Genomic DNA, 13,774 nt, shown 5'->3' with positions numbered 1-13,774 from the left:
TGCGGAGCACATTCCTGCAGGTGGAGCTGTCGAGAACAGCAAGAGCGGAACGACTCAGAGGGAGCTTCATGCCAGTGCAGACCGCCGTGGTCGTCCTCGCCGCCGGCGCGGGAACTCGGATGCGGTCGAAGACCCCCAAGGTGTTGCACACTCTGGGCGGACGCACGATGCTGGCGCACTCCCTGTACGCCGCCGCCGAGGTCGATCCGACGCACCTCGTCACCGTCGTCGGGCACGACAAGGAACGCGTCGGGGTCGCCGTCAGCGCCCTCGAGGCCGAACTGGGCCGCCCGATCGCGATCGCCGTCCAGGACGAGCAGAACGGCACCGGACACGCCGTCGAATGCGGCCTGTCCGCCCTGCCCGCCGACTTCCGCGGGACCGTGCTGGTCACCGCCGCGGACGTCCCGCTGCTCGACGGCCGCACCCTGCACGCTCTCGTCGACGAGCACCACAGCGAGCCGACCCCCTCGGCGGTCACCGTGCTGACGTTCACCGCTCCCGAGCCCCGCGGCTACGGGCGGATCGTCAGACTGCCCCACGACGGTGAGATCGCCGAGATCGTGGAAGAGGCCGACGCCACCGAGGAGCAGGCGGCCATCACCGAGGTCAACGCCGGCGTGTACGCGTTCGACGCCGAGTTCCTGCGCTCCGCGCTCGGGCAGCTCAATGCGAACAACGCGCAGGGCGAGCTGTACCTGACCGACGTCGTCAAGATCGCCCGCGAGGCCGGCGCACCCGTTTTCGCCGCCCACCTGGCCGACTCCGCGAAGGTCGCAGGCGCCAACGATCGCGTCCAGCTGTCGAGGCTGGCTGCCGAACTCAATCGCCGCACCGTCGAGAACTGGATGCGGGCCGGGGTCACCGTCGTCGATCCGTCGACCACCTGGATCGACGTCGGCGTCACACTCGCTCGCGACGTCACCATCCATCCGGGAGTGCAACTGCTCGGCACCACCGCCGTCGGCGAGGACGCCGTGATCGGTCCCGACACCACCCTCACCGACGTGACGGTCGGCGAAGGCGCCAGCGTGGTGCGTACCCACGGCTCGGAATCGACGATCGGCGCGGGCGCCACCGTCGGGCCGTTCTCCTACCTGCGTCCCGGCACCGTCCTCGGTGCGTCCGGCAAGCTCGGCGCCTTCGTCGAGACGAAGAACGCCGACATCGGGGCGCACACCAAAGTTCCTCACCTGACCTACGTGGGCGACGCCACGATCGGCGAGTACAGCAACATCGGTGCGTCGAGCGTGTTCGTCAATTACGACGGCGTCGCCAAGAGCCGTACGGTGGTGGGGTCACACGTCCGGACCGGATCGGACACCATGTTCGTCGCTCCGGTACAGGTCGGTGACGGTGCTTACACCGGCGCCGGCACGGTGCTGCGTTTCGACGTTCCACCGGGGGCACTCGCGGTCTCCGGCGGGAAGCAGCGCAATATTGACGGCTGGGTGCAACGAAATCGCCCCGGTACCGCCGCCGCCGAGGCGGCAGCCGCCGCGGGACTGCACCACAGTTCAGATCTGCACGAAACCGAGAAGCAAGATTTAAAGGATGGCATAGAGCAGTGACCGCGAATTGGATCGACAACCAGAAGAACCTCATGCTTTTTTCTGGTCGCGCGCATCCGGAGCTGGCCGAACAGGTAGCAAAGGAACTCGACGTGCGGGTCACCCCGCAGACTGCCCGTGACTTCGCGAACGGCGAGATCTTCGTCCGTTTCGAGGAGTCGGTCCGCGGCTCCGACGCCTTCGTGCTGCAGAGCCACCCGGCCCCGCTGAACACGTGGGTGATGGAACAGCTGATCATGATCGACGCGCTCAAGCGCGGATCGGCCAAGCGCATCACCGCGATCCTGCCGTTCTACCCGTACGCACGCCAGGACAAGAAGCACCGCGGCCGTGAGCCCATCTCGGCTCGCCTGATCGCCGACCTCCTCAAGACGGCAGGCGCCGACCGCATCATCACGGTCGATCTCCACACCGACCAGATCCAGGGCTTCTTCGACGGCCCCGTCGACCACATGCACGCCCAGGGTCAGCTCGCCGAGTACATCCGCGGCAACTACGGCACCGACAACATCGCCGTCGTCTCCCCCGACTCCGGTCGCGTCCGGGTCGCCGAGAAGTGGGCCGACACCCTCGGTGGCGCGCCGCTGGCATTCATCCACAAGACGCGCGACCCGCTGGTGCCCAACCAGGTGAAGTCCAACCGCGTCGTCGGTGACGTCGAAGGCCACACCTGCATCCTGATCGACGACATGATCGACACCGGTGGAACCATCGCCGGCGCCGTGAAGATCCTCAAGGAGGCCGGCGCGGGCGACGTGATCATCGCCGCCACCCACGGTGTCCTGTCCGATCCGGCGGCCGAGCGTCTCGCCGCGTGTGGTGCCAAGGAAGTCATCGTCACCAACACGCTCCCGATCGACGAGTCGAAGAAGTTCCCGACCCTCACGGTGCTGTCCATCGCGCCGCTGCTTGCTCGCACCATCAAGGAAGTTTTCGAGAACGGCTCGGTCACGTCGCTGTTCAACGGCAACGCCTAGGAGCTCCGCGCCTGTGAGTGGTTGACGAGTCCAGAGACTCGCCAACCACTCACAGGCGTAGCCTTTCCCTGTGTTCACCGGGATCCCCACCGCTGCTCTCGACTTCTACGAGGACCTCGAGGCAGACAACAGCAAGAGCTTCTGGACCGCGCACAAATCCGTCTACGACGACTCCGTGCGCGCACCCATGACCGCCCTGCTCGCGGAACTCGAATCGGAGTTCGGCGCGGGCAAGGTGTTTCGCCCCTACCGCGATGTCCGGTTCTCGAAGGACAAGACGCCCTACAAGACCCATCAGGGCGGATTCGTCGAGACCCGTCCCGGCGTGGGCTACTACGTGCAGATCGATGCCGCCGGACTGTTCGTCGCGGGCGGCTTCTATTCGCATACCCCGCTCCAGGTCGGGCGTTTCCGTGACGCCGTCGACGACGACCGCAAGGGCCGCGAACTCGTCCGGCTCGTGAAGAAGGTCCGGTCGTCGGGATTCGAGATCGGCGGCGACACACTCAAGACCCGTCCTCGCGGCGTCGCCGAGGACCACCCGCGGCTGGACCTGATGCGTCACAGGTCGCTCACGGCCAGCCGGAGCTACCTCTCCCCCGACTGGATCGAAACTCCCCGCGCCGCTGACGAAGTGCGCATCGCCTGGCGTTCGATGCGGCCGCTCGTCGAGTGGCTGACCACCGTCATCGGTGCCGGAGAATGAAACTTACCGGTCGGGAAAACACGTGTGGCACACAGCGTTTGCGGAGCAGTTTGCGCGCCTCGGCATGATCTTCGTCACGCTCGGGCGCAGAACCGCAGGTCGTACTTACGGCGATGTGACCCGCACGCCCGAAATCCCCTACTGTGGCTCGTCGTGATCGACGCGCAGACTCTCTCCGGCCCTATCGATATCGCTGCAATTCGAAACGTCCGGCGTTGGTCGCCGGGGGCGTGCGTGTGGTGCGGAGACGACAACGCCGTCGAGATGTTCCGTAACGAACCTCGCTGTGGCACTTGCCGCGAGAAGGAATCGGTCATCGACGAGGCCCGCCGCTTCCTGGGCATGTACGGTCTGCGGCCGCTCGGCGGAACATTGCAGTCGGACGACGACGAAGAGCGTGAGCACCGGGTCAACGCCCGCGACGCCCGCCGCGAACTCAACGAGATGAAGCTTGCGGAACTCCCGGACCCGGCGGCCGTCCGCAAGGCCCTGCGCCCCCGGGCGGCCAGTGTGGTGTCGGAGCCGCGCAGCACCGCTCATTCCGGAACGTCGTCGGCCTCCGCGTCGACCCGCCCGAGTGCGTCCCGCACGTCGGCCACCCCGCCGGTGGCACCGGTGCGCACCGATGCCGTCGACGTCGCCGCACTCGAATCGCGCGTCACGGGCCTGCTCGATCAGCTCTCGGCCATCGACGCCCAGATGAACCTGATCGGCGAGCCCGCCGGCCTCGCCGCGCGTGCTCGAATCAGCGACCTCGAGAAGCAGCGTGCCACCGTGCTCCGCACCCTCGCGGCGCTGGAGAAGGCCCGGATCGCGGCCGGCCAGTAGGCCGTACTTTTCGGGCTGCGTCCGGGTGATACTCTCGCCCTTCATGCAGCCCGCCTCCTCACCCACCGCGCTCGTCATCGACGCGAAGAAGCCGCCGATGGGCCCGATGCTGGTGACCCCTAATGCCCGCATCAACGGCCATCCCGTGCCGCTTCGATGGGGACACAACGAAATTCCGGCACCGCCGGGCGTGCACCACATCCAGATCTCGGTCCCGTGGATCTGGGAGCAGGGCAGGGCGCAGATCACCGTCGACAACCGGTACCACCCGGCTCCCCCGGTGTACTACGCGTCGCCGTTCAGCAGTTTCAGCAAGGGCGCGATCGACCATCGGCCGGTGAAGAATCCCGGACTGTTCGGGTTGCTGCTCATCCTCACACCGGTACTCGTCCTGATCCTCGCTGTCGTGGCGTTCGCCCTGTTCGGCTAGAGAGGCCGCATCCGCACCATTGACACAATGGGCAATGTGTCTCACTATCGATACATGACCGCACATGTGTCGAGCGTTTCGTTCGTACCGAGGTCCGGACAGTCGTGGCGTGCCCCGTGGCAGATGTACGCAGGCCTGCGCGACCACGACCCCGTCCATCACGTCGTCCCCGAGGACGCACCCGGCAACGACTACTGGGTGTTGTCCCGGCACGCCGACGTCTACGCGGCGGCCCGGGACCCCGAGACGTTCTCCTCCGCCGCCGGCCTCACCACGACATACGGCGAGCTGGAGAAGATCGGCCTGCAGGACAATCCGCCGCTGGTGATGCTCGACCCGCCCGACCACACCGCGTTCCGCCGTCTCGTGTCGAAGGGATTCACCCCACGGCAGGTCACCGCCGTCGAGCCGAACGTCCGGGCGTTCGTGGTGGAGCGCATCGAACGACTGCGGGAGGCAGGTGCGGGCGATGTGGTGAAGGAACTGTTCAAGCCGCTGCCGAGCATGGTCGTTGCCCACTACCTCGGTGTCCCCGACGAGGACCGGGCGCAGTTCGACGGGTGGACCGAGGCCATCGTCGCGGCCAATGCGCAGGGCGACACGCTGCAGGCGACGGGTGCGGTCACCGAACTGATGGGCTACTTCACCGGACTGATCGAGCGGCGGCGCACCGACCCCGGAGACGACACGATCTCGCACCTCGTCGCGGGCGGGATGGGAGCCGACGGCGACATCACCGGGCTGCTATCCATCCTCGGTTTCGCGTTCACGATGGTCACCGGCGGCAACGACACCACCACCGGGATGCTCGGCGGCGCAGTCCAGTTGCTCACCGAGCACCGGGATCAGCGACGCGACCTGATCGAACATCCGGAGCTCGTTCGTGACGCCGTCGAGGAATTGCTCCGGCTCACCGCCCCCGTCCAGGGCCTCGCTCGCACGGTGACCCGCGACGTCGAGATCGAAGGCACCGTCGTTCCCGAGGGACGGAAGGTACTCCTGCTGTACGGCTCCGCTAACCGCGATCCGCGCCGGTTCGGACCGGATGCCGAGGTCCTGGACGTGCGTCGCAGTCCGAAGCAGATCCTCACCTTCAGCCATGGGGCCCACCACTGCCTCGGTGCGGCCGCGGCACGGATGCAGGCGCGGATCGCGCTCGAGGAACTGCTGGCGCGCTGCCCCGATTTCACCGTCGACATCGACGCCGTCGTCTATGCGGACGGCAATTACGTGCGCCGCCCGACGAGCGTCCCGTTCCGGGTGCGTGAAGCATGACCGCCGACTGGATGCGGGACGAACGCCCCCGCCTCGCCGCCGAGCGGATCCTCGACGTCGCGGCCCAGCTGTATGTCGAGAACGGCATCGCGGCCGTCGGGATGGCCGAGGTCGCCCGGGCGGCCGGATGTTCCCGGGCCACGTTGTACCGCTACTTCGACAGCAGGCAGTCGCTGCAGCTGGCGTTCGTTCACCGCGAGGCCCGGCGCATCGGCGCGCTGGTCGCGGAGGAGGTGTCCGCGGCCGGTGATCCGAAGGATGTGATCGTGGAGGCGATGCTGGCCGCGATCCGGCTGGTGCGCGCCGACCCGACTCTGGCCGCCTGGTTCCAGCTCGGCGACTCCGGCCTCGCCGCGCAGATCGCGCACTCGTCGGACGTCATCGAATCGCTGGGCTCCGCCTTCCTGGGGCAGGCGGGGTTCTCCGGCGAGGAGACGTCCCGGAAGGCACGGTGGCTCGTCCGGATCATCGTCTCCCTGCTCACCGTCCCTGGCGTCGACGACACCGACGAACGCACGATGCTCGAGCAGTTCGTCGCACCGGCACTCGCCGAGCACGACTCCGGATGCGCCTGACACCTGCCACCGGGGAGGTGACCGTCAGCGCACCGCGCCCGCCTGCTCGTCGGCATCGACTTCGAGGGTTGTCTTCCGGTCGGACTCACCGATCCGCGCGAAGACGAGCGGCTTGCGGAGCCGCAGGTAGCAGTACAGGGCGATGTAGCCGAGCACGGTCGCGAAGAAGATCCACGCGACCACGCCCCGCGCCCCGGACGGGAACGGGTTGAAGCTGTACCAGTAGACGAGCACGGACCCGATCGCGGCGAGGACGGTTGCGAGTCCGATGCCCAGGCGCAGCGACCGCGACCGGACCGCGCAATAGCCGGCCGCCAGTGCGGTGAGTCCGTAGGCGGCGATCAGCATGTAGCCGGCGTACGTCCCGAGCAGGCCGTACGACGTCTCCGCCGCCGTCACCACCACGCCGAGGAGCCCGGCCACGAGGTAGATGACGCCGAGGGTCGTCACCGCACCGACGGGGGTGCCGTGGCGGGCACTGACCTTGCCGAGGCGAGCGGGCAGCAGACCGTCGCGGGCCAGGGTGTACACGGTCCGGCTGGTGCCTGCCATGACTCCGAGCGTGGATCCGAAGAAGCTGATGGCGACACCGATGTCGATCAGGTAGCCGAGCCACCCGACGCCGTTGTGCTCGGCGAGGGTGTCGAGGGGTGCGTTCATGTTGTCGATCGGCACCCCGCGGAAGCCGAGCACGATGATGTAGGTGGCGACGATGTAGAGCACCCCGCAGGCCAGGACCGACCCGACGACGGCGAAGCTGATGGCCCGCTTGGGATGACGCGCCTCCCGCCCCAAGGTGGCGGCGTGGTCGAATCCGGCGAGGGAGAACACGGAGAAGCCCGCGGTCGCGAGAATCGCTGTGGCACTGAAGCCGTGGAAGTCGAACTGCCTACTGTCGATCGGACCGGTGTCCGAATTCGCGAGAACCACGATCAGGAGCACGACGATCACTGCCACCGTGAAGAATTCGATCACCAGCAGCAGCTTCGCGGACAGCTTCACTTCACGAAGGTTCAGGGCGGTCACGGCGACTGCGACGGCCCCGGCGCAGATGCCGAGCGTCCACGTGCTCGCAGGCAGACCCACCTTCTGGAGGAATGCGTCGAGGTAGATCGCCGAGCCGATCACGCACGCGGGTCCCGCGACGAGTGACGACGCGAGGTGGGTGACCATCACGAAGAATCCGGCCGGCTTGCCTGCCGCGCGAGCCGCGAGTCCGTACGTTCCGCCGGTGGTGGTGAAGCGTTTGGCCAGCCAGCCGATGCCCCCGGCGAACCCGAGGACCAGCACCGAGGTCACGGCCCAGGTGATCCAGCTGAGGTTGCCTGCGATCGTGACGACGACACCGATCGCGAGGGCCAGCGTGGATGCGGGCGCCAGGATGCCGAGCGACACTCCGAACACTGCCCACGTCGGGAGGATTCCGCGCGGCAGCTGTGCCTCGGCGTCGGTGCTTTCCGCCGAGGACATCATCGTGTCCTCCGTGGTCGATCCATCGTGCACAGTCTTCATGAACGCTCCTCGCGGATGACAGGACAGAGGGTGTCGAATAGTTGGCTGGTGGGCCAGTTATGAATCATCGTGAGGGCGATCACACTCGATGTCAAGAGCGCATCGCCTCCCGAGCGGCACCCGCCGCGACCGCGACGAGTGGGTTGACAGCCCCTGTGAGTGCCGCCACAATCTAAATTGACTGATGCGCCAGTTATCTATTTTCCGATCGACAGCAACACGAGATCGAGGAGAGTCCCCTATGACCACTGTGGTGGCCGAGTCCGTCACACACCTGAGCGCCTTCTCCGACCCTGCCTCGGTAGCCGTCGTCGGCGCCTCCGCCGATCCCGCGAAGTGGGGTTACTGGCTGGCGAGCGGCGCCCTGATGGGCGAACACCGCCGCCGAGTTCATCTGGTCAACAGGAGAACCGACACCCTCCTCGAACACCCGTGCCACCCGAACCTGTCTGCCCTCCCCGAGGTCCCCGACCTCGTGGCGCTCTGCGTGCCGGCGCCGTTCGTCTCGGACGTGGTGGACGAGGCCCTCACACTCGGCGTCCGCGGATTCCTCGGCGTCACCGCGGGCGTCCCCGGCGAAGCCGAACTCGCGGCCCGGATCCGCAGTGCCGGAGCGCGACTCGTCGGCACCAACAGTCTCGGCATCTACGACAGCGCCACCGACCTCTCGCTGGCATGGGGACGGTTCACACCCGGGCCGCTCGCGATCATCTCGCAGAGCGGGCAACTCGGCTCCGAACTCGCCGCGCTCGGCGCCCGGCACGGTGTGGGCGTCTCCCGGTTCGTCTCCATCGGTAACCAGTCCGACGTCACCGCCGCCGAACTGCTCGCCGAGCTCGGCGGCCACGACCCGACGCGCGTGATCGCCCTGTACCTCGAAAGCTTCAGCGACGGTGAATCCCTGTTCCGGACGTTGCGCGCCCTGCGCGACACCGGACGACCGACCCTGCTGCTGACGGTCGGCGCCAGCGCCGCGAGCACGCGTCTGGCGCGTTCCCACACGGGCTCGCTCACCTCTGCCCTAGACGTCGTCGACGCCGCGTGCCGCGCAGCGGGAGTGCTCCGCGTGAGCAGCCCCGACGAGTTGATCACCGTCGCCCGGGCATTCCTCTCCACCACCGTTCCTGCCGGCAACCGCGTCGCCATCGTCGGCGACAGCGGCGGGCAGTGCGCGATCGCCGCGGACGTGACGAGCGCGAGCGCATTGACCGTTCCCGACTTCTCCCCGGCGCTCGCCGAATCCGTTGCCCTGCAACTGCCGGCCGGTGCAGCCAGCAACAACCCGGTGGACCTCGCCGGGGCGGGCGAGCAAGATCTGGGAAGTTACGCGAGCGTCGTCGGCCGTCTCCTCCGTGCCGACGAGTCGGACGCCGTGGTGCTCACCGGGTATTTCGGCTGCTACGCGCGGGACGCTCCCACTCTCGCCGAACACGAAGCGGCCGTGGCCGAACGGATCGGCCGGGCGTCCGCGGAGACCGGCAAACCCGTCGTCGTCCACACCATGGCTCCGGAATCGAGCACCGCACAGGCGTTGTGGCGGCACGGCGTCCCCGTGTTCGACACGGTCGACTCCGCGGTCCGCGCCCTGTCCGGGCTGTCCCGCCTGCGACCGCCGCAACCGTCGAACCACGCCCTCTCCGAGCCCGTTCCGCGGGACGGACTCCGGCCCGGATACTGGGCCGCGCGCGAACTCCTCACCGAACTCGGAGTCGCCTTCCCCGACGGCGGAGTCGTGCACACCCACGAGGAGGCGGTCGAACTGGCCGGCCGTTTGCGGGCCCCGTTCGTCCTCAAGGCGAGTTGGCTCGAGCACAAGAGCGAGGCGGGCGGCGTCGCGGTCGGCATCGACGGTCCCGAACAGCTGGCGCGCACCTTCGAGGACATGCACTCACGGCTCGGCGACGGCGACTACGTGCTCGAGGAGCAGGACACCCGGGCGGGCACCGTGGAGATCCTGGTCGGCGCGCGCCGTGATCCCGACCTCGGTCCGGTGATCGTAGTGGGCGCCGGCGGAACCGAAACCGAAGTGCTCCAGGACATCTGTCTCGAATCTGCCCCGGTCGGACCCGGCGATGCCCTCGCGATGCTCGAACGCCTCCGCTGCATGCCGCTTCTCCGCGGGTGGCGGGGACGCCCCGCGGTGTCCGTCGACGGCGTGGTCGACGTGATCACACGGGTGTCCCGGTTGATCGCGGAACGGCCCGACATCGCCGAGATCGAATTGAATCCGGTCCGCGTCGCCCCGGACGGAGCGCTCACCGTCGACGCGCTCGTCGTGGCCGCCGAACCGGCCCCCGCCCCGTGAGTCCACATCCCGAGACAGCACAGGAGAACCATGCGATGACCGACACCCACTCCCCCGGCCTCGTCCCGAACACCGCCGACGAATTCGAAGGCCGCGTCGCCGTCGTCACGGGTGGCGGCTCCGGAATCGGGCGCGCCGTCGCGATGCGGTGGGCGGCCGCGGGCGGCACCGTCGTCGTCTTCGGCCGCAGGCAGAACACGCTCGAGGACACCGTCCGGGCGGCCGAGGGGGTCGGCGGGAAAGCCCAGGCAGTGGTGTGCGACGTGCGGGATTCCGACGCCGTGGACGCCGCAATCGACGGGGTGGTCGATCGCTACGGCCGCCTCGACGCCCTCGTCAACAACGCCGCAGGCAACTTCGTGGTTCCCAGCGAGGACCTCTCGCCGGGCGGGTGGAAGGCCGTCGTGGACATCGTCCTGAACGGCACGTTCTACTGCACCCGCGCAGCGGGCCGCCACATGCTGGCGACCGGTCGCGGCACCATCCTCAACACCATCGCCAGCTACGCGTGGCACGGTCATCCCGGCACCGTCCACAGTGCGGCAGCCAAGGCGGGTGTCGTCGCGATGACGCGCACGCTGGCCGTGGAATGGGGCGGACGCGGCGTCCGGATCAACTGCATCGCACCGGGACCGACCGAAACCGAGGGAGCCGGGGCGGCCCTGTGGCCCACCGAGCAGGATCGCGCCCGCGTGCTGTCGAGTGTCCCGGCTGCTCGATTCACGACGCCGGAGGAAGTCGCCGAATCCGCGGCCTTCTTGCTCAGCGACCGCTCCGGCTACATCACCGGCGAGGTCCTCGTCACCGACGGCGGCCAATGGCTCGGCAAGTCCGTGTACACGGATTCGCAAGCGGCGGCCCGATGACCACCACGATTCACACCACCTGGGACCGCAGCTCGATCCTCGTCGGCGGGGACTGGATTCCCGTCACCGACTGCACGCAGGTGCACGACCCGGCCACCGAGGCCGTGATCGGCCGGTCGGCGTCGGCCGGAGCCGACCACGTCGATGCCGCCGTCGCGGAGGCACGTTCCGCCGGAACAGCTTGGGGTGCAGGCGCTCCCGGGGATCGCGCCGACATCCTCGACGACCTGTGCACCCACCTGCGCGCGCGGAGGCAGCTCCTCGTCGACACCACCGTCGCGGAAGTGGGAGCCCCGGTGACCGTGGCCGAGGAAGCGCACATCGACCTCGGTATCGAGATCCTCGCATCGTATGCGCGGCTCGCGAGGGACCTTCCGTTCCGGGAACGGCTGGGCCGGACGGTGCTGCTGCGCCGTCCCGCGGGTGTCGTCGCCTGCATCACGCCGTGGAACTACCCCTTCTACCAGCTCGCAGCCAAGGTGGGAGCGGCTCTCGCGGCGGGATGCACCACCGTCGTCAAGCCGGCCGAACTCACTCCGCTGTCCACCTACCTGTTCGCCGACGCCGCACTCGATGCCGGCGTTCCGCCCGGGGTCCTGAACCTGGTTCCGGGCAGCGGTCGAACGGTAGGGGCCGCGCTGGCCGCGCATCCCGGGGTCGACGTGGTGTCCTTCACCGGCTCCACCGCCGTCGGCAGGGGCGTCGCGCACGCCGCCGCCGAATCCCTGAAACGCGCGTGCCTCGAACTCGGCGGCAAATCGGCCTCCGTGGTGCTCGGCGATGCCCCACTGCCGGCGGCGGTCACCGCGACCGTCGACGCCGCCATGCTCAACTCGGGTCAGACGTGCAGCGCGTGGACTCGCCTGCTCGTGCCGCGCGCACGGTACGAGGAGGCGGTCGAACTCGCCGCCGACCACGCCGACACGTTGCGCGTGGGTGATCCCCGGGATCGCGCGACGCAACTCGGCCCGGTGATCTCGGCTGCGCAGCGACGCTCGATCGCGGAGGCGGTCGACGCGGCGGTCGCCGGCGGGGCCCGCCTGGCAGCGGGAGGTTCCGGTGTGCCCGCCGGCCTGGAAACGGGCCACTACCTGCGGCCGACGGTGCTCGCCGAAGTCGGACCGCACGACCCGATCGTGCGTGACGAGATCTTCGGGCCGGTGCTGGTCGTCCTTCCGCACGACGGCGACGAGGACGCTATCCGGCTCGCCAACGACAGCGACTACGGGCTCGGCGGCGCCGTGTGGTCGGCCGACCCGGAACGCGCACTGGGCGTCGCGGCCCGGATGGACACCGGTCAGGTCGACATCAACGGCGCCCCGTTCAACCCCGAGGCCCCGTTCGGCGGCTGGAAGTCCTCCGGCCTGGGCCGGGAGCTCGGCCGGTTCGGCGTCGAGGAGTTCACCGAGCTGACGGCGGTGCAGCACTGACCCGACGCACCCCACACGCCCCAGTCCCGCACCGACACAACCGTATTCGAAGCGAAGGAACCGAGATATGACCACCACCAACATCCCCGCCTGGCCCCTGACCGACGAGCAGAAGCAGATCATAGAGCTGTGCCGGGACTTCGCGCAGAAGGAGATCCGGCCCCGCGGCCGGGAGGTCGACGAGGCGGATGTCGTGACGCCCGTCGACATCTTCGCCAAGGCCGCCGCGGTCGGCATCACCGACTTCATGATCCCCGAGGAGTTCGGCGGAGGCGGCATGGGCGACGTCTTCACCCAGTGCCTGGTGCAGGAGGAACTGTGCTGGGGCGACCCCGGCATCGGAAACCTCTTGTGCTCCAACGGCTTCTTCTCCGATCCGATCATGGTCCTCGGCACCGAGGAACAGAAGAAGCAGTGGCTCGGCCCCCTCACCGGTCCGAAAGCTCCGATGACCTCGCTGGCCACCACCGAACCGGGATCCGGCTCGGATGCGGCGTCGATCGTCACCACGGCCGAGCGTGTCGACGGCGGCTACCGGCTGAGCGGGCAGAAGGCGTGGATCTCCAACGCCGGCGCCGCCCAGTTCTACGTCGTGTTCGCCAAGACCGACCGCACGCAGCGGTCCGGTGGCGTCTCCGCGTTCCTCCTCGAGAAGGGCGCCGAGGGAATGACCTTCGGTGAGCCGATGAAGAAGATGGGACAGCGCGCCATCGTGTGCCGGGAGATCTTCTTCGACAACGTGTTCGTCCCCGAGGAGAATCGTCTCGGCGAGGAAGGACAGGGTTTCTACGGTCTGATGGGCACTTTCGACATCTCCCGGGTCGTCCTCGGGGCGGCCGCCGTCGGCGCTGCGCGCGCCGCCTACGAGTACGCCCTCGACTACGCCAAGACACGGAAGCAGTTCGGGGTGCCGATCATCGAGCATCAGGCCGTCGCATTCCGGCTGGCAGACATGGCGACGCGGATCGAATCCGCCCGGCTGCTGGTCCATCACGCCGCCCGCATCATCGACAGCGGCGGCAACGCCCGGGGCATCGCCGCCATGGCGAAACTGACGGCGTCCGAAACCGCCATGTTCGTCACGCACGCCGCGGTGCAGACGCTCGGCGGTTGGGGCTATTCCCGCGAGTACCCCGTCGAGCAGTGGATGCGCGACGTGAAACTGGAGGAGATCGAGGAAGGCACGTCCGACATCATGAAGCTCGTCATTTCCCGGAACCTGGACTGATCCCCGCGGGTGCGGGGCGGAGAGACGCCTTCGCCCCGCACCCGTCCGGGTACCCGCGCACCATCCGCACA

Annotated in this window: 12 protein-coding genes; 11 read left to right on the top strand and 1 reads right to left on the bottom strand. The window is 68.4% G+C overall.

Translation table 11 applies throughout. The features are described 5' to 3' along the window. The first annotated feature begins 68 nt into the window (after window positions 1-68). From glmU to RHA1_RS27910, 7 genes are all read left to right on the top strand, one after another. Window positions 69-1,571 carry a bifunctional UDP-N-acetylglucosamine diphosphorylase/glucosamine-1-phosphate N-acetyltransferase GlmU gene (glmU, locus tag RHA1_RS27940; protein ID WP_011597849.1) on the top strand — a complete coding sequence of 501 codons (1,503 nt, stop codon included), beginning with the start codon at window positions 69-71 and terminating at the stop codon, window positions 1,569-1,571. Then, window positions 1,568-2,548: a ribose-phosphate diphosphokinase gene (locus RHA1_RS27935; RefSeq protein WP_011597848.1), complete on the top strand. Its 981-nt coding sequence runs from the start codon at window positions 1,568-1,570 to the stop codon at window positions 2,546-2,548. Before glmU ends, RHA1_RS27935 begins: the two co-directional genes overlap by 4 nt. A gap of 70 nt (window positions 2,549-2,618) precedes the next feature. Further along, window positions 2,619-3,254 carry a DUF2461 domain-containing protein gene (locus RHA1_RS27930; RefSeq protein ID WP_011597847.1) on the top strand — a complete coding sequence of 212 codons (636 nt, stop codon included), beginning with the start codon at window positions 2,619-2,621 and terminating at the stop codon, window positions 3,252-3,254. A gap of 153 nt (window positions 3,255-3,407) precedes the next feature. Continuing rightward, window positions 3,408-4,082 (top strand): hypothetical protein, encoded by a 675-nt coding sequence (locus RHA1_RS27925; protein ID WP_009478965.1) that lies wholly within the window; start codon window positions 3,408-3,410, stop codon window positions 4,080-4,082. Window positions 4,083-4,125: 43 nt separating this feature from the next. After that, window positions 4,126-4,512 carry a hypothetical protein gene (locus tag RHA1_RS27920; protein ID WP_009478964.1) on the top strand — a complete coding sequence of 129 codons (387 nt, stop codon included), beginning with the start codon at window positions 4,126-4,128 and terminating at the stop codon, window positions 4,510-4,512. A 54-nt stretch (window positions 4,513-4,566) separates the two neighbouring features. Then, window positions 4,567-5,787 (top strand): cytochrome P450, encoded by a 1,221-nt coding sequence (locus RHA1_RS27915; protein ID WP_050787403.1) that lies wholly within the window; start codon window positions 4,567-4,569, stop codon window positions 5,785-5,787. After that, window positions 5,784-6,362 carry a TetR/AcrR family transcriptional regulator gene (locus tag RHA1_RS27910; protein WP_011597844.1) on the top strand — a complete coding sequence of 193 codons (579 nt, stop codon included), beginning with the start codon at window positions 5,784-5,786 and terminating at the stop codon, window positions 6,360-6,362. Before RHA1_RS27915 ends, RHA1_RS27910 begins: the two co-directional genes overlap by 4 nt. Before the next feature lie 24 nt (window positions 6,363-6,386). Here RHA1_RS27910 and RHA1_RS27905 read toward each other — a convergent pair whose 3' ends face one another. Beyond that, a complete protein-coding gene (locus RHA1_RS27905; protein ID WP_011597843.1) occupies window positions 6,387-7,874 on the bottom strand; it encodes an APC family permease in 1,488 nt (495 codons plus the stop codon). Between the two features lie 241 nt (window positions 7,875-8,115). Between RHA1_RS27905 and RHA1_RS27900 the strand changes: the two genes are divergently transcribed. The 4 genes from RHA1_RS27900 to RHA1_RS27885 all read left to right on the top strand — a co-directional run bounded on the left by RHA1_RS27900 (window position 8,116) and on the right by RHA1_RS27885 (window position 13,703). Further along, window positions 8,116-10,179: an acetate--CoA ligase family protein gene (locus RHA1_RS27900; protein ID WP_011597842.1), complete on the top strand. Its 2,064-nt coding sequence runs from the start codon at window positions 8,116-8,118 to the stop codon at window positions 10,177-10,179. A gap of 35 nt (window positions 10,180-10,214) precedes the next feature. After that, window positions 10,215-11,045, top strand: a complete 831-nt coding sequence (locus RHA1_RS27895) for an SDR family oxidoreductase (RefSeq protein WP_041812131.1) — start codon at window positions 10,215-10,217, stop codon at window positions 11,043-11,045. After that, entirely contained in the window at window positions 11,042-12,475 is a 1,434-nt protein-coding gene (locus RHA1_RS27890) for an aldehyde dehydrogenase family protein (protein ID WP_011597840.1), read from the top strand. Before RHA1_RS27895 ends, RHA1_RS27890 begins: the two co-directional genes overlap by 4 nt. A 67-nt stretch (window positions 12,476-12,542) precedes the next feature. After that, window positions 12,543-13,703, top strand: coding sequence for an acyl-CoA dehydrogenase family protein (locus RHA1_RS27885; RefSeq protein ID WP_011597839.1), 1,161 nt, complete (start codon window positions 12,543-12,545; stop codon window positions 13,701-13,703). The last annotated feature ends 71 nt before the right edge of the window (window positions 13,704-13,774 follow it).

The sequence above is a fragment of the Rhodococcus jostii RHA1 genome (genome assembly GCF_000014565.1).
In the GTDB taxonomy this organism is placed as follows: domain Bacteria; phylum Actinomycetota; class Actinomycetes; order Mycobacteriales; family Mycobacteriaceae; genus Rhodococcus_F; species Rhodococcus_F jostii_A.
Note: the sequence above shows the minus strand (reverse complement) of the source record. Positions and strands in the feature narration are given on the sequence as shown.